Here is an 18,132-nt window from a genome sequence, read left to right on the forward strand (position 1 = left end):
GGAGGCCACCATGTCCCGCGTCCCTCTCGTCAGCCGCGACTCCGCTCCCGGACCCGTCGCCGGACGGCTCGACCAGGTCCACGCCGCGTTCGGCACCGTCCCCGCCATGTTCCGTGCCCTCGCCAACGCCCCTGCCGCGCTCGACCTCCTGACCGGCGCCACCGGCTCCCTCGCGAGAACCACGCTCGGGCCCGAGATCGGGGAGCGGATCGCCGTCGCGGTCGCGAACCGCAACGGGTGCGGCTACTGCCTCGCCGCGCACACCGCGCTCGGGCGCAGGGCGGGCCTCTCGGACGAGGCCCTGATCGCGGCGCAGGACGGCACCGCCGACGACCCGCGCGTCGCGGCACTGCTGGACCTCGCCGTCGCCCTCGTCGACCGGCGTGGCCACGTGGACGCCCAGGACGTCCAGGCGGTCCGCGACGCAGGATGGGAGGACGAGCAGGTCGTCGAGGTCATCGCGCACGTCGCCGTCAACCTCTTCACCAACTACGTGAACATCGCCCTCGACGTGCCGCTCGACTTCCCCGCCGTCGAGCTGCGGACCGCGGCCTGACCCGCCGACCGAGGAGGACGCATGACGACCGACCAGGCCCGCGTCCTGCAGGTCCGGACCGGGCAGGTCGGCGTTGTCGAGCACCGCGGCCGCGCCGTCCCGTCCGGGTTCCGCAAGGAGGTGCGGACCGGACCCGTCACCGTGGACGCCGAGGGGCTCGTCGGTGACGAGCAGGGTGACCGGCGCGTGCACGGCGGCCCCGACAAGGCCCTGTGCGCGTACCCGGTCGAGCACTACGCCGCGTGGCCCGCCGAGCTCGGCACGGTCCTCGCGCCGGGATCCTTCGGCGAGAACCTCGTGACCCGCGGGCTGCACGAGGACGAGCTGCAGCTCGGCGACGTGCTCGTCGTCGGCAGCGTGCGGGTGCAGGTCACCACGCCTCGTCGACCCTGCTACAAGCTCGCGGCCGTCCACGGGCGCCCCGACCTGCCGGACCGGGTCCAGGAGTCGGGGCGCACCGGGTTCTACCTGCGGGTCCTCGAGCCCGGGACGATCGCCGCAGGCGCCGTGGTGCGCCTCGTCGACCGGGCGTGCCGGAGCGCGACCGTGCGGGAGGTCAACAGGGTGATGAACGTCGACCGTGACGACCTCGCCGGCGCGGCAGCGCTCGTCGACCTGCCCACCATGCCGCCGCGCTGGCGGGACAGCCTCCGGCGCCGGCTCGGCGGTGCGTTCGAGGACGACACCGCCCGGCTGCGCGGGACGACCTCCTAGATCGTCTCCTCGACGCCGTCCGCCGGGCCGGCGTCGGGGCGGTCGCGCGGGTCGTCGGGGGAGCGGCGCCCGAGCCGGCTCGCGATCATCGGCAGCGCGATCACCGACAGCACCCCGGCGCCGACCAGCGCCGCGCCGATGTCGGACGGCATCGACCCGTCGTCGACGGCGATCTCCGTGAGCGCCACGAGCAGGGGCAGGGTCGTCGTCGAGTACAGCGCCGCCTGGACCTTCTCGGTGCGAGGCAGCTCGCGCCGGAACCACAGCAGCACCGGCCCGCCCCGCACCACCAGCATCGCCGCGAGGAAGATGAACGGCAGGAAGGGCTCGGCGACGATCGCGTCGACGTCGAGGCCCATGCCCGAGCTCACGAAGAACACGGGGATGAACACGCCCCACGCCACCACGTCGAGCTTCTTCTCCAGCGTGACGACGTCGCCCGGGGCCCACCGGCGCAGCACCATGCCGCCGACGAACGCACCGAGCACCGCGTCGAACCCCATCGAGGACGCCACCGCGAGCAGACCCACCAGCAGCAGCACCGCGAGCCGCAACGTGCTCTGCCCCGTGCCGTGCTCCGACAGGGACATGAGACGCCCCGCGAACGACCCCTCGAACCGTCGCGGCAACGACGCGAGCGCCACCGAGATCACCGCGAACAGCACCAGCAGGAGCGTCGCGGACCACCCCGACGTGCGGGTCCCGAGGAGCACCGCCATCGCGACGATCGGCCCCAGCTCGCCGAACGCGCCCAGGACCAGCACCGACCGGCCCAGGCGCGTCCCCAGCGTCCCGTCCTCCCGCAGGATCGGCAGTACCACGCCCAGCGCCGTCGTCGTCAGCGCGATCGCGCCCGCCGCGAGCAGCTCCGGCGGCTGCCGGTCGGGCAGGAGCAGCAGCACCGCCCCGCCGAGCGCGAACGACGTCACCCACGCGCCGCCCGCACGCCGCCCGACGCGCTGACGCAGCAGGTCCGGCTCCAGCTCGTAGCCCGCCAGCAGGAACAGGAAGCCCATGCCGAGGTCGGCCAGCAGCGTCACCGACGCCGGGTCGCTCACGTCCAGCACCTGCGGCCCGATGAGCACCCCGCCCAGCAGGAGGATCACGACCTGCGGCACGCGCGACCGCACCGGCATGAGGAACGCGAGCACCGGCGCCAGCAGGGCGACGACGAACACGGGGACGAGCGGGGCGTACACGTTCACGGGCAGGGTCTCCGGGGTTCCGCAGGTCGGGGCGCCAGGGAGCGGGCACTGGCGGGGACAAGGATCCCGCACCCGCCCACCCCTGGCGAGCGGGCGGCGTCGTGCAGCGGTTGACGCCGCACCGCACCGCTGCCTACGGTCGGCGCAGCCGCGCTCCCGCGCGGCACCTGGATCGGCAGACAGGACCACTGAGCCGGCGCACCGCGGCGCCGCAGACGCGTCCCGTGTCGCACGAGCCACCAGGAGGCACCATGACCGCCACCCCCGCCGGCACCCGCACGTGGATCCGCGACCCGCTCGGCGTCCACACCGCGGACGACTCCCCGGACGCGCCCGACGCGCGCGGCGGCGTCGTCGTCGAGGACGGGGTGATCGCGGAGGTCGTGCCGGCGGGCGGCGCCCCTGCCGCTCCGGTCGACGAGACGTTCGACGCGTCGCAGCACGTCCTCACACCGGGCCTGATCAACACCCACCACCACTTCTACCAGACCCTCACGCGCGCCTGGGGACCCGTCGCGGACGCCCCGCTGTTCCCCTGGCTGCAGCGCCTCTACCCCGTGTGGGCGCGCCTCACCCCGCGCGACCACGAGCTCGCCACCACCGTCGCGCTCGCCGAGCTGCTGCTCTCCGGCTGCACGACGGCGGCCGACCACCACTACGTCTTCCCCGACGGCCTCGACGACGCGATCGACATCCAGGTCGACGCCGTCACGCGCCTCGGCATGCGCGCCACCCTCACCCGCGGCTCCATGACGCTCGGCGAGGACGACGGCGGCCTGCCGCCCCAGTCGGTCGTCCAGGACCTCGACACGATCCTCGCCGACTCCCGGCGGCTCGTGGAGACCCACCACCAGCGCGGCCCCGGCGCGCACGTCCAGATCGCGCTCGCACCCTGCTCGCCGTTCTCCGTGACGACCGACGCCATGCGCGAGAGCGCCGCCCTCGCCGAGGCGCTCGACGTGCGCCTGCACACCCACCTCGCCGAGACGATCGACGAGGAGGACTTCTGCCGCGAACGCTTCGGCCTGCGCACCGTCGACTACCTCGAGTCCGTCGGGTGGCTCACCGACCGGGCCTGGCTCGGCCACGGCATCCACTTCGACGACGACGAGGTCCGCCGCCTCGGAGCCGCCGGCACCGGCATCGCCCACTGCCCGACGTCGAACATGCGCCTTGCGTCCGGCATCGCCCGGGCCGTCGAGCTCGAGGACGCGGGCGCCCCGGTCGGGCTGGGCGTCGACGGCTCCGCGTCGAACGACGCGTCGACGATGATCCTCGAAGCCCGCCAGGCCCTCTACCTCCAGCGCCTCAAGTACGGCGCCGACATCCCCGTCACGCGCGCGCTCGGCTGGGGCACCCGCGGCTCCGCGCGCGTCCTCGGACGCGACGACGTCGGCGTCCTCGCCGTCGGCAAGCAGGCCGACCTCGCCCTGTGGCGCCTCGACGAGCTGCGCTTCTCCGGCACCCACGACCCCGTCGCCGCCCTGCTCCTGTGCGGCGCCGACCGCGCCGACCGCGTCATGGTGGGAGGGCGGTGGCGCGTCGTCGACGGCGCGATCCCCGACCTCGACCTCGGCGCCCTCGTCGCCGAGCACTCCGCCGCGGCGCGCCGGCTCGTCGCCGGCTGAGGCGTTCGTTGCTCCGGGGGTTCGGGGCAGGATCGGTGGGGCGGCGGCGGGTCTACCATCCGCCGCTCGTCCCTCGCGGCTCCCGCCAGACCCGCCACGACCCGCCGCCGCCCCACCGAGCCTCCCCTTGGCGTGCTCGGCAGGAACCTGTCAGCGACGGGTCGGTCCCGGGGTCGGTGGGGTGCTGACAGGTCCGGGAAGGTGGCGGCATCGAGCCTGGCCACGTGCGAGTTGGTCTCTCAGACTTGACACGGATCACATCTACCGTTCGAATAGTGGAAGTACTTTTCCGCTAAGCGGAACTGACGAGTAGCTGACGAGGAGGTCCGCTATGAACGCGCGAGCCACGAGGGGAGCCGACGGCGCCGAACGCCGCCCGGTACGCCCCGAGGACGAGCGTCTGCCCCTCGGGGCGACGTTCGGGTACGGGTTCCAGCACGTGCTCACGATGTACGGCGGCATCATCGCCCCGCCGCTCATCGTCGGCTCCGCCGCGGGCCTCTCGGCCGCGGAGATCGGCACGCTCGTCGCGGCGTGCCTGTTCATCGGTGGCCTCGCGACAATCCTCCAGACGGTCGGCATCCCGTTCTTCGGGTCGCAGCTCCCGCTCGTCCAGGGCGTGTCGTTCGCGGGCGTCTCGACGATGGTCGCGATCGTGGGTGGCGGGGGAGGGATCCCCGCGGTGCTCGGCGCGGTGCTCGTCGCGTCGGCGATCGGCCTGCTCATCACGCCGTTCTTCGCCCAGATCATCCGGTTCTTCCCCCCGGTCGTCACGGGCGTCGTCATCACGACGATCGGGCTCACGCTCATGCCCGTCGCCGCGAACTGGGCGATGGGCGGCAGCGAGGACGCGCCCGACTACGGCTCGGTGGGCAACATCGGCCTCGCGGCCCTGACCTTCGCGATCGTCATCCTGCTGTCCAAGGTCGGCAGCGGCACGATCTCGCGCCTGTCGATCCTCATCGCGATCGTCGTCGGCACGCTCATCGCGCTCGCGCTCGGCAAGGCCGACTTCTCCGAGGTGGGCGACGGCCCGGTCGCCGCGTTCCCGACGCCGCTCGCGTTCGGTGCGCCGACGTTCGAGATCGCCGCGATCGTCTCGATGCTCATCGTCATCCTCGTGACCCTCACGGAGACGACGGCGGACATCATCGCCGTGGGCGAGATCGTCGGCACGAAGGTCGACCGCAAGCGCATCGCCAACGGCCTGCGCGCCGACATGGCCTCCTCGGTCGTGTCGCCGTTCTTCGGCTCGTTCACGCAGTCCGCGTTCGCGCAGAACGTGGGCCTGGTCGCGATCACGGGGGTCAAGTCCCGCTTCGTCGTGTCGGCGGGCGGCGCGATCCTCGTGGTCCTGGGCCTCCTGCCTGTCCTGGGGCGCGTCGTGGCCGCGGTGCCGACGCCGGTCCTCGGCGGGGCGGGCGTGGTCCTGTTCGGCTCGGTCGCGGCGTCGGGCATCCGCACGCTCGCGAAGGTCGACTACTCGCGGCCGATGAACCTCATCATCGTCGCGGCGTCGATCTCGTTCGGCATGATCCCCATCGCCAAGCCCGACTTCTACGACCAGTTCCCCACGTGGTTCGGCATCATCTTCCACTCGGGCATCAGCTCGGCGGCGGTCATGGCGATCCTGCTCAACCTGCTGTTCAACCACGTGAAGTTCGGCACGCCGCCCGACCCGTCGGTGTTCTCCGAGGGCGCGGAGCGCGGCGCGAGCTCCGTCGACGACGACGACCTCGCCGACCTCGAGGACGACGGCGTGATCAACGGCTCGACGCGCCGGCCCCCGGGCGACGACGCACCCGGGGCGACCGGCGGTACGGCGCCGAGCCCGCGAGCGGCGGCCCCGGCCCCCCGGACCGCCCACCCCTGAGCGGCACAGCGTCGTGCCCGACGGCGCCCCGCACCCGCGCGACCACCTCGCCCGGGTGCGGGGCGTCGTCGTGCCCCGAGCGACCCCGACACCACGCCGTGTCGACGCAGGTCACACGCCCGGTGCACAGGCGTGCGCGGACGACGGTGCAGAATGAACGGATGACCTACCGGGTGCTGAGGCTCATCCTGTCGCTGCTGGCGTTCGCCCTCCTGCGACCCCAGGTGACGGGACGCAACAACATCCCGCGCCAGGGCGCCGTCATCCTGGCGAGCAACCACCTGTCGTTCATCGACTCGCTCCTCATCCCCATCGTCGCGCCCCGGCACGTCACGTTCCTCGCGAAGGCCGAGTACTTCACGGGCCGCGGCATCAAGGGGCGGCTCTCCCGCTGGTTCTTCACGACGATCGGCATGATCCCCGTGCAGCGCGACGACCCGCGCGCCGGGCAGCGGTCCCTGGAGGACGCGCTGGAGGTGCTGCAGCGCGGCGGCGCGTTCGGCATCTACCCCGAGGGGACGCGGTCGCGCGACGGCAAGCTCCACAAGGGGCACACCGGTGTCGCGTGGCTCGCGCTCGCCGGGCACGCGCCCGTCGTCCCCGTCGCCGTGCGCGGCACGGACAAGGTGCAGCCGATCGGCGCGCGCCTCCCGCGGCTGCACCGCGTGCAGGTGCACTTCGGCGCCCCGATCGACCCGCAGCGTCAGCTCGTCGCGGGCACGAAGCCCGCGCAGGCGCGCCGCGAACTCACCGACGAGGTCATGGCGTCCATCCACCGCATGAGCGGCCAGGAGCTCGCCGCCTGACGTCCGCTCCGCCCTGCCGAGCACGAGGTTGATGTCGTCGTCGGGCGGAGAACGACAGCAGGGTCGTGCTCGGCCCTCAGCCGAGGGAGCTGAGGCCGAACGCGGTGGCGAAGCCGAGGACGGTGACGAGGCCGGTGACGGGCCCGCCGAACTCGGTGGCCTCGGGGATCATCGTGTCGACGAGCATCGTCAGCAGCGCGCCCGCGGCGAACGCCTGCGTGACGGCCACGACGACGGGCGACGCGCCGTCGAGCGCGAGGTAGCCGACCCCCGCGGCGAGCGCGGACACGACGGTCGTCGACCCCCACAGCGTCCACAGGCGCGTGGTGGACGCGCCGGACTTGAGCAGGCCCGACGTCGCGGCCATCGCCTCGGGCAGGTTCGACAGGAACACGGCGGCCAGCATCGCGACGCTCACGCCGCCGCCGCCGATGAGGGTCGCGCCGAGGACGACGGACTCGGGGATCCCGTCGAGGACGGTGCCGAGCGCGATCGCCGCACCGCCCGTGCCGCCCGCCGCCTGGACGGCCTGCGCCTGCACGCCGGTGGAGCGTTTGCGCCCCTCCCCGCCGAGCCGGTCGATGACGCGGTCGCCGACGAAGAACGTGAGCGCCCCCGCCGCGAGGCCGGCGAGCAGGACCCAGCCGCTCGTCGTCGCGGCGGCGTCCTCGACGAGGTCGTACGCGACGGCGCTGATGAGGACGCCCGCACCGAACGCCATGACGAGCCCGACGACGCGCCTGCCCGGCGGGCGCCACAGCACGACCGCCGCGCCGAGCAGCAGCGACGAGCTCGCGACGAACCCCCACAGGAATCCCTCCACGCCACCAGTGGACCAGCGGCGGCGGCGGACCGCACGGCGGGGACCGCGCGCACGGAGATCCTGCGAGCGCCGCCGCCCGGTGCGACGATCGCGCGATGGACCTCTCCGTGCTCACCCGCCCCACCCGGACGTCGGTACCGGCGACGATCGCGCGCGTCGCGCTCGGTCTCGCCCTCGTCGGGGCGGGGACGACCCACCTGACGGTCGCGCGCGAGGAGTTCCAGGCGCAGGTGCCGGGCTGGTTCCCGGTGGACGAGGACGTCACCGTGCTCGCGTCCGGCGTGGTGGAGATCGTGCTCGGCGGGTCGCTCGTGGTGCTGTCGCGGTGGAAGGTCGTCGTCGGGCTCGTCGTGGCGGCGTTCTTCGTCGCGATCTTCCCCGGCAACGTCGGGCAGTGGCTGGAGGGCAAGGACGGGTTCGGCCTGGACACCGACGAGAAGCGGTTCGGTCGCCTGTTCTTCCAGCCGGTCCTCGTGGCGTGGGCGCTGTGGTCGACGGGCGCGTTCGCGGCGCTCCGGGAGGCTCGACGCCGCGACTGAGCGACGTCGAGGGCCGCTCAGCCCTTCGCCGTCGCGACGAACGGCGCCGTGCGGGGGTAGAGGTCTTGCTCGACGACGTCGACGAGGAACCGGCCGAGGTCGGCACGGGTGATCGACGTGGACCGGGTCGAGCGGTGCGCGTCCTGCTCGAGGGGGCGCTGCGACGCCGGCCCGTCCACGAGGCGCGGCGGGCGCACGAGGGTCCAGTCGAGGTCGCTCGCCGCCCACACCCGGTACTCGGCCGGCTTGTCCTTGACGACGTCCCCGCCGAGGGTGCGGATGAGCGAGCTGATCGCCTTGTCCTTCGGCGCCTTCTCGTCGCCGGGCACGTCGATCCCCGCGCCGCTCACGCCGACGAACCGGCGCGGACCCTGCGCGTCCATCAGAGCCACGAGCGCCCGCGCGGTGCGGGTGTGGAGGTCGGCCTGCTTGCCCTTCGGCCCCAGCGCGGAGACGACGGCGTCGGCTCCCGCGAGGAGGTCGGCGAGCGCGGTCGGGTCGGTCGCGTCCCCGCCGACGACGCGCACCCGGTCGCGCACGTCCGGGGCGAGGCCCGCGGGGTCGCGGACGAGCACGGCGACGTCGTGGCCGCGCTCGAGCGCGGCCGTGAGGGTGTGGGCGCCGGTCCGTCCGGTGGCGCCGACGAGGGCGAGCTTCATTGGGGGTCGTCCTTCTGCGAGGTGGTGGGGATCCAGGCCGAGCGCTCGCGGTGCGCGAACTCGGCGAGGTCGATCGGGTCGCGCCCGAGCACGCGGCGCACGTCGTCGGTCAGCCCGGCGGCGAGCCCGAGGCGGGCGGTGGTGTAGATGGCGGAGGTGACGGCGACCATGCCCCACGGCATGCCGAGCGCGCGGCGTGCGTGCCGGGCGTAGCGCACGATCCCGGAGCGGCGGTACCGGATCGTGCGGCCCAGCTCGGCCGTGAGGATCTGCGCGACCTCGTCGTACGTCAGCGCGCGGGGGCCGGTCACCGTCCAGGCGCGGTCGGCGTGCGCCGCCGGGTCCAGCAGCGCGGCGGCGGCGACGGCCCCGACGTCCTCGGCGTCGACGAAGGCCGTGGCGCCCTTCCCGGCCGGGACGAGGATCTCGTCGCGGTCGCGCACGTCGGTGACGTGGGTCGTGGTGAGGTTCTGGTGGAAGAACGACGCGCGCACGAACGTCCACGTCATGCCGGACTCCCGGAGCCACGCCTCGACGCTCGCGTGCGGGACGACCTTGTTCTTCTCCGCGCCCTGCAGCGACAGGAAGACGACGTGGCGCACGCCCGCGTCGCGCGCCGCGGCGACGGCGGGGAGCAGGTCGCGCTTCACGTTCCTGATCGCGGGCGGGCGCACGAGGAACATCGACCCGACGCCGTCGAACGCGGCGGGCCACGTCGCGGGGTCGGTGAAGTCGAGCGCGACCTCGTCGGCGGCGCCGGGTCGCGGCGCGTGCGCGCCGCGGCGCACGCGCCCCCCGGCCTCGTCGAGCACGCGCGCCACGACCGAGCCGACGTTCCCGCTCGCGCCCGTGACGAGGACGTGCCGACCCGCCTCTGCTCCGCCCATGTATGTAGAGTACACACATGAGCGCCGAGACCCCCCTGGACGCGGTCGACCGCGCGCTGCTCTCGCTGCGGCGCTTCCTCGACACCCCGCGCGCCGTGGACGACGCCGGCACCCGCGTCGAGCTCTCCACCCTGCTCGTCCTCGACGCCGTGGGGGAGGCCGGCGCGACCGTCCGCGACGTCGCGACCCGCCTCGCCGTCGCGCACTCGACCGCGAGCCGCCTCGTCACGCGCGCCGAGCAGGCCGGGGCGGTGGAGCGCACGACGTCGCCCGCCGACGCGCGCGAGACGCTCGCCGTCGCCACGTCGCACGGGCGAGCGCTGCGCGGACGCGCCGTCGCGTTCCGCCACGAACGCCTCGCGCGCCTCACCACGGGCTGGACGCCCGAGGAGCTCGCGACCTTCGCCGACCTCCTCACCCGCTTCGCCGCGCGCGCGGACGGCCGCGAGGACTGAGGCCCCGGCCGTCAGGCCTGCGGCTCGACCGGGCCGTCCTCGCCCGCGCCGAGGACCACGACGGTGCGGCTCACGGCGAAGGAGGAGCCGTCGTCGGGCGCGGTGCTGGTGGCCGACGACGCGGCGTCGGCAGGCGCGTCGTCCGCGGGGCGGGTGGCGAACCACACCACGACCCCGATCACGAGGACCGCGACGACGGCGAGGACGATCCAGATCCACGTCCGTCCCGACGGTTCGAGCGGTGCGCCCGGGACGGGCTGGGCGGGCGGGACCTCGCCCGCCGGTGAGGGCCCCGGCGCGGGGGTGCCCGCGCGGACCGGCTCGTTCGGGTCGGGGTCCGGGTTCGTGCTGCTCGGCGTCGTCATCCTTCCAGGCAATCATCCGTGCCGGTGCCCGGCACCTCGAGCCGGTGGCCCAGGGTCAGACGGACGCGTCCTCGGCCAGCGCCGCGAGCGCCGCGAGCCGGGCGGCCCAGAACGCCTTGAGGGGCGCGACGTCGTCGGCGGAGCGGAGGCCGCCGTGCTGCACGCTGACGCGGACCGTGCCCGCGGGGGACCCGTCGGCGGCGCGCGGCTGGTAGAGGCCGACGGTGACGCGGCCCGGACGGTCGGCGGGCGCGCCGAGGGCACCGGCGGGCCAGGCGAGCCGGACGGACGACCCGGGTGTCGAGCCGAGGACGTCGAGGTGGTCGCCGGCGCCGACCTCGGCGAGCGCGCCGTCGAGCCAGCGAGCGCGGGCGTCGTCGTCGGCGACGAGGGCGTGCACGTCCGCGAGGGTCCCGGCGACGGACCGGCTCGGCGACACCTCGTAGGTGCCGTCGGAGCGCTGGCCGGGCGCGCGCAGGCCGCGTTCCTGCTCGTACGCGACGGTGAGGGACTGCGCCCACCACCCGTCCACGCCCTGCTCCTCGACGAGCCACGCCGCGATGTCGCGGTGGGTCCAGGCGGTCGCGCCCTGCGCGTCGAGCAGCGCGAACCACGTCGCGCGCGGCTGCCCGGTCGCGGCGGCGACGGCGTCGTCGCCGAGGGCGTCGGTGCTGCGTCGTACACCGGTCATGGGTCCAGCGTCCCACCGCGGGCGCGGGGCCGCACCGAGGACGCGCTCCCGCGCCCTGCCCGGGTCAGCGCCGGGAGCTCGCGAGGGCGGCGGCGAGGGACCGGGCGAGGGCCGCGCCGTCCGGCCCGGCCGCGGCCGGGACGGGGGCCTCGACGGCGGGACGGCGCGCGTCGTCGGCGGGCGCCGGGAGCGGCGACCCGTGCGACAGCACCTGCTGGGCGGGCGTGAGCTGACGGATCGCGATCGCGGCCACGTGGTCCGGGCAGCGGCGCGCGGCCCGCGTGTAGATCTCGGGGTCGTGCTGGCCGTCGTCCCCGATCAGCAGCCAGTCGACGTCGGGCAGCTCGCGGAACAGGCGGTCGAGCGACGCGTCCTTGTGGGCCTGGCCGCTGCGGAACCAGCCCGTGTTCGTCGGGCCCCAGTCGGTGAGCAGCAGCGGGCCCGGAGGGTAGCCGTGCCGCTGCAGGAACCGGCGCAGGTTCGCGGCCGTGTTCCACGCCCCCGTCGACACGTAGACGAACGGGGTGCCCGGGTGCGCCGCGACGATGCCCTGGTACAGCACCGCCATGCCCGGCACGGGCACGCGCGCGCTCGAGTGCCGCACGAACGTGTTCCACGCCGCCAGCAGGGGACGGGGGACCGCGGTGACCATCGCCGTGTCGTCGATGTCCGACACGACGCCGAGGCGTCGCCCCTCCGCCACGACCAGCACCCGACCCGTCGCCACGTCCCCCGACGCCGGCCGGAACGTGACGTCGTGCCACCCGGGCGAGAGCGCGACGTCGACCACGACGTCCACGTACCCGCCCCGGTCGCTCACCACGTCGAGCGTCACGTCGCCCACGCCGACCCGCACCTCCTCGCGCGGCGCCGGGGCGGTGAAGAAGTACCGCCAGCCGCGGCGGTCCGCCGTGGCCGCCGGGTCGTACGCCGGGTTCGCGAGCAGCACGCGCCCCAGCACCCGCACGCGCCGCGTGCTCCCGTAGCCCGTGAAGGGCTCGACGCGCGGCCGCCAGTCCCGCGCCTTCTGGAACCGGGAGACGACGGCGCGGATCCGGTCCTCGATCCGGGCCGCCCGGTGCGGTCGCTGGCTCGGGCTCGCCCCGGTCGTGGCGGTGGGTGCGGTGTCGGGCTGCGGCATGAGGCGTCGAGGTCTCCTGTCGGGGAACGGTGAGGTCAACCCTGTCACAGGCGGGCGGCGCTCGCGGCCGGGTGGGGCGCGCGCCGTCGTGCGCGGCCGTGCGCGGCGTCCTAGCGTGGCAGGGTGGCCGACGACGCGACGCACCCCGGGCAGCCGACCGACCTCCCGGGCCGCCCGACCCCCGACGGCGTCACCGACGCGACCGTCGAGGCACTGGGTGCGCTGAGCGAGGCGCTGGAGACGACGGAGCGTGCCCGCGGCCACCTGTACACGTTCCACCAGCTCACCGGGTCGGCCGACCTGGCGCTCGGGGAGGCGGTCGAGAAGCTGCGCGCCGCCGGGCACGACGACGTCGCGGACCGCATCGAGGCGGAGCTCGTGGGGCGCAACGTCGTGCCGGGCCGGTGGACGTTCCAGCTCGTCGAGGAGTACGACGACGGCTACTGGTCGGTGTTCCGCGAGCACGAGCGCCGCGCGCGCGAGGACCTGGCGGGCGGCGTCCGGCACCTGTTCGAGGCACGCATGAAGGAGGACCGCCGCACCGCGGGTCGGCCAGGGCACGACGCCGGCCCGGTCGACGGGCGGTGAGATCGGCAGACCCGGTCGACGTCGGCGGGCCGGTTCCGCCGAGTTCGGCACGGTCTGCCGATCTCGCGCCCGATGAGTTCTGCCTCGCCCGCCGGTCGGAGGGGGACCGACGAGAGGAACGGCCGTGACTGACGACGCATGCACCACCCCCGCCGCCCCCGGCGACCCGGAAGGGACGCTCGTCCCGCACTACAGCTCGCCCGGAGCGCGGCCCGTGCCGTGGGCCGCGGTGCGCACCGTCCTGGAGCGCGCCGAGATCTCGTGGATCTCCACCGTCCGGCCCGACGGACGCCCCCACGTCACGCCGCTCATGACCGTCGTCGCCGACGGCTGCCTGCACGTGACGACCGGCCCCGAGGAGCGCAAGGCGCGCAACCTCGCCGACAACCCGCGCGTCGTGCTCACCACGGGGACGAACGCGTACGTCGACGCGCTCGACGTCGTGGTCGAGGGCGAGGCCGTCCGCGTCACCGACGACGCGACCCTCCATCGTCTCGCCGAGCGGTGGCGGTGCAAGTACGGCGACGAGTGGGCGTTCACCGTGCACGACGGCGCGTTCTCCCACCCCGACGGCGGCGTCGCCCTGGTCTTCGCGGTCCGGCCCGAGGTGGTCTTCGCCTACGAGCGCACGGCCGAGCACGCGGCGATGCGCTGGCGGTTCGACGACGGCCCGAGCGCCTGAGCGGGGCGGAACGGCTCGGGCGTCAGGGCAGCGCCACCGTCGGGACGACGAGATCGGCGCGGGCCCGGGTCGCCTCGACGAGCAGGGCGTTCGCGCCGTCGACGTCGTGCGCCCACGCCGTCGCGGCCTCGACGGACCGGCCGTGGCGGGTGTGCCGGTCGACGAGGCGGCGCACGCGCTCGTCGTCCGGGACGGCGCAGAACCACACCTCGTCGAGCAGGTCGTGCACGTGGCTCCACGGCGCGTCGGGCAGGAGGAGGTAGTTGCCCTCGACGAGGACCACGCGGTGCTGCGGCTCGACGGCGACCTCCCCGGCCACCGGCTCGTCGACCTCGCGGTGGAACGACGGCGCGTAGACGGCGTGGCCCGTCTCCTCGCGCACGCGTCGCAGGAGGCCGACGAAGCCCCATCCGTCGAACGTGTCGGGCGCGCCCTTGCGGTCGTGGCGTCCGAGCCGGTCGAGCGTCGCGTTCGCGAGGTGGAAGCCGTCCATCGGCAGGTGGACGCCGTCCGGGCCCAGCAGTCCGGCGAGCCGCACGGCGAGCGTGGTCTTGCCCGCGCCCGGGCTGCCCGTGATGCCGACGACGACGCGGCCGCCGTCGGCCCGTTCCTGGATCGCCCTGATCCGGGCGACGAGCGCCCCCAGGTCGTTGCCCGTCACGCTGTGCATGCACCCAGTCTGGTCGACGGTTTCACCGGCGACACGCGCGCGCCGCGTCCGCTATGGTCCGGCCATGGCTGGCTTCGGAGCGCTCCTCGTCCTCGGGTACGTCCTCGTCCTCGTCACCGTCGCGGTGCTCGTCATCTGGGCGCTCGTGCTGACGATCCAGCTGCTGCGCAGCGTCCTCGCGGAGCGTCGCGCCCGTGGCCTGGGCTTCCCGTCGGCCGAGCCGCCGCGTGCCGAGGCGGACCGGACGCTCTGACGCGTCGCGCGGCGCTCAGTCGACCGCGGGGCCGAAGCGCTCGGTCTTGACGACGGCCGGGTCGTGGCCGAGCACGACGAGCGCACGGGAGACGGCCTCGACGAACCCTGTCGGCCCGCACACGAAGCACGCGGGCTCGATCTGCGCGGGCCAGGTCCAGGCGGCGAGCTCGGCGAGCGACACGCGGCCGGGTTCGCGGGACGCGTCGAGCGGTGCGCCGCGTGTGTACGCGACGTGCGCCTCGAGCCCGTCGTCGGCGCGCACGAGGCGGTCGAGCTCGTCGACGTAGAGCCGGTCGTCGGGGGTGCGGACGGAGTAGACGAGGCGGAACGGCGTGCGGTCGCCGGCGTCGCGGCGCGTGCGGAGCATCGCCATGAGCGGGGCGATGCCCGACCCGCCCGCCGTGAGCGCCACGGGCCGACCCGCGTGGCGCTCGGGCGACCAGACGAACCAGCCGCCGACCGGTCCGCGCACCTCGATCGCGTCGCCGACGGTGAACCCGTCGGTGAGGTAGCCGGAGACCTCGCCGCCGGTGACGCGCTGCACGGTGATCTCGACGTGCGCCGTGGCCGCGGCGTCCGACGCGGCGCTCGCGATGGAGTAGCTGCGCTCCGCGGTGTAGCCGTCGGGTGCGGTGAGGCGCAGGTCGAGGTGCTGCCCGGCGAGGTGCCCGGGCCAGTCGGGGACCTCGAGGACGAGGGTGCGCGCCGTCGGGCTCTCGGCCCGCGCGTCGACGAGGCGCGCGACGCGCCATCCGGTCGGCATGGCGTAGCGGGCGCCGAGGCGCGCGCCGGGCGCCGGCGCGGTGGCCCCGGGGACCGCCGCCTCAGTCACCCTGGTACCTCTGCTCGCGCCAGGGGTCGCCGAGGTCGTGGTAGCCGAGGGTCTCCCAGAAGCCGCGCTCGTCCATCGGCATGAGGGTGATCCGGTTGACCCACTTGGCGGACTTCCAGAAATACAGGTGCGGCACGAGCAGGCGCGCCGGCCCGCCGTGGACGGGGTGGAGCGGGGCGCCGTCGACCGTGTGCGCGACCCACGCCTTGCCGCCGAGCAGCTCGGCGACGGGCAGGTTGGTCGTGTACCCGCCGTAGGAGCCGATCATGGCGAAGTCGGCGGTGGACTCGACGTCGGCGAGGAGGGTGTCGAGGGAGACACCGCGCCACGTCGTGCCGAACTTCGACCACCGCGTGACGCAGTGGATGTCGACCGTCGGCTCGTCCTGGGGGAGCGCCATGAGGTCGTCCCACGTCCAGGTGCGCGTGTCGCCGGTCTCGGTGACGACGTCGAGTCGCCAGGTGCTCGTGTCGACGCGCGGCGTCGGTCCGGCGGAGAGGACCGGGAACCCGGTCTCGACGTACTGCCCGGGCGGCAGGGCGACGCCCTGCGGCCGCGGTCGGCCCTGGAAGCCTGGCGTGAGGGTGGCCATGACTCACGGTAGGCCCGTGCCCGACGTCGCGACACCCGTCAGGTGACGGGTCCCACCCCCGGGGGTGCGGCGACGAGGCGGAGGACGGCGTCGCGGAGCCATGCCCGGTAGGTGGCGTCGGACCAGCCGGCGCCGGCGACGAAGTGGGTGTGGCCCTCGGGGGTGAGGAGGTAGGAGAGCGCCTCGGCGGCGTGCTCGCGCGGCCCGTGGACGGTGAACCCGTGCGCGGCGAGCAGGTCGACGCTCGCGCGCAGGTCGGTGCGTCGGCGGTCGAGGAGGGCGTCGAGCTCGGCGGCGACGGCCTCGTCGCCCTGTGCGGCGGCGGTGAACGCGGCCCACAGCGGGGCGACGCGGGCGTTCGCGGCGGCGACGAGGTCGAGCATGCCGTCGAGGAAGGCGTCGGGGTCGGCGGCATCGGCGACCGCCTTCCCCTCGGGTCGCTCGACGAGGGAGCCGCGCCCCTCGGACCCCGCGAACGTCACCTCGAACGCGGCGAGCAACAGCGCCCGCTTGGGGCCGTGCGCCTTGACGGTCTCGACGGAGACGCCGGCGCGTTCGGCGACGCGGGCGAGGGTCGTGCGGTCGTAGCCGTGCGTGGCGAGCTCGTGCGCGGCGGCGCGCACCACCCGGTCGCGGGTGCGCGCGGCCTGCTCGGCGCGCAGGTCGGACGTGTAGGAGCGCGGTGGCACTATTGACTACCCCCAAGGTGTGATGAATACTTTCCGCGGTTGGTCGATCCTCCCACAACGCCCGGACGGCCCGGTCCGCGCCTCTCTCCCACCAGCGCCCGCGTCCCCACCCAGGCGCACCGTCCGTGAAAGGCACGTCCATGGCATCCCTCGTCCTCGCCTCCACCCCCGTCCACGCCCACGTCACCCCGTTGCTCGCCGTCGCCCGCAGCCTCGTCTCGCGCGGGCACGACGTCCGCTTCCTCACCGGTGCGCGGTTCGCCGACTCCGTCGCCGCCACCGGCGCGCAGCACGTCCCCCTCCCGCCCGAGGCCGACTTCGACGACCGCGACCTCGCCGGGCACTTTCCCGGCCGCGCCGGACGCACCGGGCTCGACGCGATCCGCTACGACATGACCGAGATCTTCGTGCGCCCCGGCGTCGCCCAGCACCGCGCCCTGAGCGCCGCGCTCGACGAGCAGCCCGCCGACGCCGTCCTCGTCGAACCGTTGTTCCTCGGCGCGACGGCGCTCGCAGCCGCACCCGCCGACCGCAGGCCCCCGCTCGTCGTGCTCGGCATCTTCCCGCTCGGCCTGACGAGCGACCACGCCGCCCCGTTCGGGCTCGGCGTGCTCCCGCTGCGCGGCCCTGTCGGCGTGCTCCGCAACCGCCTCCTGCAGCACATGGTCCGACGGTCGCTCGCCCCGGCGCAGCAGGCCGCCGACGCGATGGTCCGGGCGACGGGGCAGGAGCCTCTGGACGGGCTGTTCCTCGGGTGGCCCGCGCACGCCGACGCCGTCGTCCAGCTCACCGTCGAGGCGTTCGAGTACTCCCGGCCCGACGCCGCGGTGCCCGTCCGGTTCGTCGGCCCACCCGCGCCCGTCCCCGGCGCGAGCGGCGACCTCCCCGCGTGGTGGAGCGACCTCGACAGCACCCGGCCGGTCGTGCACGTCACCCAGGGCACCGTCGCGAACGAGAACCTGCACCAGCTCATCGGCCCGACGATCCAGGCTCTCGCCGAGGACGACGTCCTCGTCGTCGCGGCCACCGGCGGGCGTCCCGTCGAGGCCCTCGGGCCGCTTCCCGCGAACGCCCGCGTCGCCGAGTACCTGCCGTACGACGCGCTCCTCCCGCGCACCGCGGTCTACGTGACGAACGGCGGGTACGGCGGCGTGCACCACGCGCTGCGGCACGGCGTGCCGATCGTCGTCGCGGGCAGGACCGAGGACAAGGCCGAGGTCGCCGCGCGCGTCGCCTGGTCCGGCGCGGGCGTGCGGCTGCGGACCAACGAGCCCGCGCCGGCGCAGGTGCGCCGCGCCGTCCGTCGCGTCCTCGACGACCCCGCCTACGCCCGCGCGAGCGCCCGTCTCGGCGCCCGCATCGCGGCGTCCCCCGGCACCGACGGCGTGGTCGACGAGGTCGAGCGGCTCATCGGGTCAGGACGCAGGCAGCTCGGACGGGCCGAACTACGATGACGCGAGACGTGCGGTCCATGGCACCGCG

22 protein-coding genes are annotated in these 18,132 nt (G+C 74.9%); 11 read left to right on the plus strand and 11 right to left on the minus strand.

Annotated elements, in window-relative coordinates; genetic code table 11:
• Positions 1–10: 10 nt before the first annotated feature.
• Both LGQ04_RS04930 and LGQ04_RS04935 read left to right on the plus strand, forming a co-directional pair.
• Complete coding sequence (locus LGQ04_RS04930) at positions 11–556, plus strand: carboxymuconolactone decarboxylase family protein (protein WP_229242588.1); 546 nt, start codon at positions 11–13, stop codon at positions 554–556.
• A 21-nt stretch (positions 557–577) separates the two neighbouring features.
• Complete coding sequence (locus tag LGQ04_RS04935) at positions 578–1,270, plus strand: MOSC domain-containing protein (RefSeq protein ID WP_229242589.1); 693 nt, start codon at positions 578–580, stop codon at positions 1,268–1,270.
• On the opposite strand, the gene LGQ04_RS04940 is transcribed toward LGQ04_RS04935, so the two are convergent.
• Entirely contained in the window at positions 1,267–2,475 is a 1,209-nt protein-coding gene (locus LGQ04_RS04940) for a cation:proton antiporter (RefSeq protein ID WP_229242590.1), read from the minus strand. The two genes, LGQ04_RS04935 and LGQ04_RS04940, sit on opposite strands and share 4 nt — an antisense overlap.
• Before the next feature lie 251 nt (positions 2,476–2,726).
• Between LGQ04_RS04940 and LGQ04_RS04945 the strand changes: the two genes are divergently transcribed.
• The 3 genes from LGQ04_RS04945 to LGQ04_RS04955 all read left to right on the plus strand — a co-directional run bounded on the left by LGQ04_RS04945 (position 2,727) and on the right by LGQ04_RS04955 (position 6,782).
• Positions 2,727–4,103: an 8-oxoguanine deaminase gene (locus tag LGQ04_RS04945; RefSeq protein WP_229242591.1), complete on the plus strand. Its 1,377-nt coding sequence runs from the start codon at positions 2,727–2,729 to the stop codon at positions 4,101–4,103.
• A gap of 331 nt (positions 4,104–4,434) precedes the next feature.
• Positions 4,435–5,976, plus strand: coding sequence for a nucleobase:cation symporter-2 family protein (locus LGQ04_RS04950; RefSeq protein ID WP_229242592.1), 1,542 nt, complete (start codon positions 4,435–4,437; stop codon positions 5,974–5,976).
• A gap of 161 nt (positions 5,977–6,137) precedes the next feature.
• Positions 6,138–6,782, plus strand: coding sequence for a lysophospholipid acyltransferase family protein (locus LGQ04_RS04955; RefSeq protein ID WP_229242593.1), 645 nt, complete (start codon positions 6,138–6,140; stop codon positions 6,780–6,782).
• 76 nt (positions 6,783–6,858) lie between these two features.
• Here LGQ04_RS04955 and LGQ04_RS04960 read toward each other — a convergent pair whose 3' ends face one another.
• Positions 6,859–7,605 carry a ZIP family metal transporter gene (locus tag LGQ04_RS04960; protein WP_229242594.1) on the minus strand — a complete coding sequence of 249 codons (747 nt, stop codon included), beginning with the start codon at positions 7,603–7,605 and terminating at the stop codon, positions 6,859–6,861.
• Between the two features lie 95 nt (positions 7,606–7,700).
• Here LGQ04_RS04960 and LGQ04_RS04965 point away from each other — a divergent pair, with 95 nt between their 5' ends.
• Complete coding sequence (locus LGQ04_RS04965; RefSeq protein ID WP_229242595.1) at positions 7,701–8,144, plus strand: DoxX family protein; 444 nt, start codon at positions 7,701–7,703, stop codon at positions 8,142–8,144.
• Between the two features lie 17 nt (positions 8,145–8,161).
• Here LGQ04_RS04965 and LGQ04_RS04970 read toward each other — a convergent pair whose 3' ends face one another.
• Positions 8,162–8,803 carry an NAD(P)-dependent oxidoreductase gene (locus tag LGQ04_RS04970; RefSeq protein ID WP_229242596.1) on the minus strand — a complete coding sequence of 214 codons (642 nt, stop codon included), beginning with the start codon at positions 8,801–8,803 and terminating at the stop codon, positions 8,162–8,164.
• Positions 8,800–9,690, minus strand: coding sequence for an NmrA family NAD(P)-binding protein (locus tag LGQ04_RS04975; protein ID WP_229242597.1), 891 nt, complete (start codon positions 9,688–9,690; stop codon positions 8,800–8,802). The genes LGQ04_RS04970 and LGQ04_RS04975 overlap by 4 nt, the downstream gene beginning before the upstream one ends.
• Positions 9,691–9,707: 17 nt before the next feature.
• Between LGQ04_RS04975 and LGQ04_RS04980 the strand changes: the two genes are divergently transcribed.
• Entirely contained in the window at positions 9,708–10,145 is a 438-nt protein-coding gene (locus LGQ04_RS04980) for a MarR family winged helix-turn-helix transcriptional regulator (RefSeq protein WP_229242598.1), read from the plus strand.
• Between the two features lie 11 nt (positions 10,146–10,156).
• Here the strand turns inward: LGQ04_RS04980 and LGQ04_RS04985 are convergent, their stop codons facing one another.
• The 3 genes from LGQ04_RS04985 to LGQ04_RS04995 form a co-directional block, all read right to left on the minus strand.
• Positions 10,157–10,510 carry a hypothetical protein gene (locus LGQ04_RS04985; RefSeq protein WP_229242599.1) on the minus strand — a complete coding sequence of 118 codons (354 nt, stop codon included), beginning with the start codon at positions 10,508–10,510 and terminating at the stop codon, positions 10,157–10,159.
• A gap of 55 nt (positions 10,511–10,565) precedes the next feature.
• Positions 10,566–11,201: a hypothetical protein gene (locus tag LGQ04_RS04990; protein ID WP_229242600.1), complete on the minus strand. Its 636-nt coding sequence runs from the start codon at positions 11,199–11,201 to the stop codon at positions 10,566–10,568.
• 64 nt (positions 11,202–11,265) lie between these two features.
• Positions 11,266–12,342 carry an App1 family protein phosphatidate phosphatase gene (locus tag LGQ04_RS04995; RefSeq protein WP_229242601.1) on the minus strand — a complete coding sequence of 359 codons (1,077 nt, stop codon included), beginning with the start codon at positions 12,340–12,342 and terminating at the stop codon, positions 11,266–11,268.
• Between the two features lie 123 nt (positions 12,343–12,465).
• Between LGQ04_RS04995 and LGQ04_RS05000 the strand changes: the two genes are divergently transcribed.
• Together LGQ04_RS05000 and LGQ04_RS05005 are read left to right on the plus strand one after the other, a co-directional pair.
• A complete protein-coding gene (locus tag LGQ04_RS05000; protein WP_229242602.1) occupies positions 12,466–12,930 on the plus strand; it encodes a hypothetical protein in 465 nt (154 codons plus the stop codon).
• A gap of 124 nt (positions 12,931–13,054) precedes the next feature.
• Entirely contained in the window at positions 13,055–13,612 is a 558-nt protein-coding gene (locus LGQ04_RS05005; protein WP_229242603.1) for a pyridoxamine 5'-phosphate oxidase family protein, read from the plus strand.
• Positions 13,613–13,634: 22 nt separating this feature from the next.
• On the opposite strand, the gene LGQ04_RS05010 is transcribed toward LGQ04_RS05005, so the two are convergent.
• Positions 13,635–14,282, minus strand: a complete 648-nt coding sequence (locus LGQ04_RS05010) for a nucleoside/nucleotide kinase family protein (protein ID WP_229242604.1) — start codon at positions 14,280–14,282, stop codon at positions 13,635–13,637.
• Positions 14,283–14,346: 64 nt separating this feature from the next.
• Between LGQ04_RS05010 and LGQ04_RS05015 the strand changes: the two genes are divergently transcribed.
• Complete coding sequence (locus tag LGQ04_RS05015) at positions 14,347–14,535, plus strand: hypothetical protein (RefSeq protein WP_229242605.1); 189 nt, start codon at positions 14,347–14,349, stop codon at positions 14,533–14,535.
• Positions 14,536–14,550: 15 nt separating this feature from the next.
• Here the strand turns inward: LGQ04_RS05015 and LGQ04_RS05020 are convergent, their stop codons facing one another.
• The 3 genes from LGQ04_RS05020 to LGQ04_RS05030 are packed head-to-tail and all read right to left on the minus strand — an operon-like array spanning position 14,551 to position 16,650.
• Complete coding sequence (locus tag LGQ04_RS05020) at positions 14,551–15,369, minus strand: ferredoxin reductase (protein WP_229242606.1); 819 nt, start codon at positions 15,367–15,369, stop codon at positions 14,551–14,553.
• Positions 15,362–15,961, minus strand: coding sequence for a sulfite oxidase-like oxidoreductase (locus LGQ04_RS05025; RefSeq protein ID WP_229242607.1), 600 nt, complete (start codon positions 15,959–15,961; stop codon positions 15,362–15,364). The genes LGQ04_RS05020 and LGQ04_RS05025 overlap by 8 nt, the downstream gene beginning before the upstream one ends.
• Before the next feature lie 38 nt (positions 15,962–15,999).
• Positions 16,000–16,650, minus strand: a complete 651-nt coding sequence (locus tag LGQ04_RS05030) for a TetR/AcrR family transcriptional regulator (protein WP_229242608.1) — start codon at positions 16,648–16,650, stop codon at positions 16,000–16,002.
• Between the two features lie 140 nt (positions 16,651–16,790).
• Here LGQ04_RS05030 and LGQ04_RS05035 point away from each other — a divergent pair, with 140 nt between their 5' ends.
• The gene (locus LGQ04_RS05035) at positions 16,791–18,104 is read left to right on the plus strand and encodes a glycosyltransferase (RefSeq protein ID WP_229242609.1); all 1,314 of its coding nucleotides are present in this window, start codon (positions 16,791–16,793) and stop codon (positions 18,102–18,104) included.
• Positions 18,105–18,132 lie beyond the last annotated feature (28 nt).

The sequence above is a fragment of the Cellulosimicrobium marinum genome, from assembly GCF_020551945.1.
GTDB lineage: Bacteria > Actinomycetota > Actinomycetes > Actinomycetales > Cellulomonadaceae > Cellulosimicrobium > Cellulosimicrobium marinum.

Bases quoted from the DNA above. Each gene is read 5' to 3' on its own strand.
- LGQ04_RS04930 (WP_229242588.1), top strand. From the start codon at position 11: ATGTCCCGCGTCCCTCTCGTCAGCCGCGACTCCGCTCCCGGACCCGTC.
- LGQ04_RS04935 (WP_229242589.1), top strand. From the start codon at position 578: ATGACGACCGACCAGGCCCGCGTCCTGCAGGTCCGGACCGGGCAGGTC.
- LGQ04_RS04945 (WP_229242591.1), top strand. From the start codon at position 2,727: ATGACCGCCACCCCCGCCGGCACCCGCACGTGGATCCGCGACCCGCTC.
- LGQ04_RS04950 (WP_229242592.1), top strand. From the start codon at position 4,435: ATGAACGCGCGAGCCACGAGGGGAGCCGACGGCGCCGAACGCCGCCCG.
- LGQ04_RS04955 (WP_229242593.1), top strand. From the start codon at position 6,138: ATGACCTACCGGGTGCTGAGGCTCATCCTGTCGCTGCTGGCGTTCGCC.
- LGQ04_RS04965 (WP_229242595.1), top strand. From the start codon at position 7,701: ATGGACCTCTCCGTGCTCACCCGCCCCACCCGGACGTCGGTACCGGCG.
- LGQ04_RS04970 (WP_229242596.1), bottom strand. From the start codon at position 8,803: ATGAAGCTCGCCCTCGTCGGCGCCACCGGACGGACCGGCGCCCACACC.
- LGQ04_RS04975 (WP_229242597.1), bottom strand. From the start codon at position 9,690: ATGGGCGGAGCAGAGGCGGGTCGGCACGTCCTCGTCACGGGCGCGAGC.
- LGQ04_RS04980 (WP_229242598.1), top strand. From the start codon at position 9,708: ATGAGCGCCGAGACCCCCCTGGACGCGGTCGACCGCGCGCTGCTCTCG.
- LGQ04_RS04985 (WP_229242599.1), bottom strand. From the start codon at position 10,510: ATGACGACGCCGAGCAGCACGAACCCGGACCCCGACCCGAACGAGCCG.
- LGQ04_RS04990 (WP_229242600.1), bottom strand. From the start codon at position 11,201: ATGACCGGTGTACGACGCAGCACCGACGCCCTCGGCGACGACGCCGTC.
- LGQ04_RS04995 (WP_229242601.1), bottom strand. From the start codon at position 12,342: ATGCCGCAGCCCGACACCGCACCCACCGCCACGACCGGGGCGAGCCCG.
- LGQ04_RS05010 (WP_229242604.1), bottom strand. From the start codon at position 14,282: ATGCACAGCGTGACGGGCAACGACCTGGGGGCGCTCGTCGCCCGGATC.
- LGQ04_RS05015 (WP_229242605.1), top strand. From the start codon at position 14,347: ATGGCTGGCTTCGGAGCGCTCCTCGTCCTCGGGTACGTCCTCGTCCTC.
- LGQ04_RS05025 (WP_229242607.1), bottom strand. From the start codon at position 15,961: ATGGCCACCCTCACGCCAGGCTTCCAGGGCCGACCGCGGCCGCAGGGC.
- LGQ04_RS05035 (WP_229242609.1), top strand. From the start codon at position 16,791: ATGGCATCCCTCGTCCTCGCCTCCACCCCCGTCCACGCCCACGTCACC.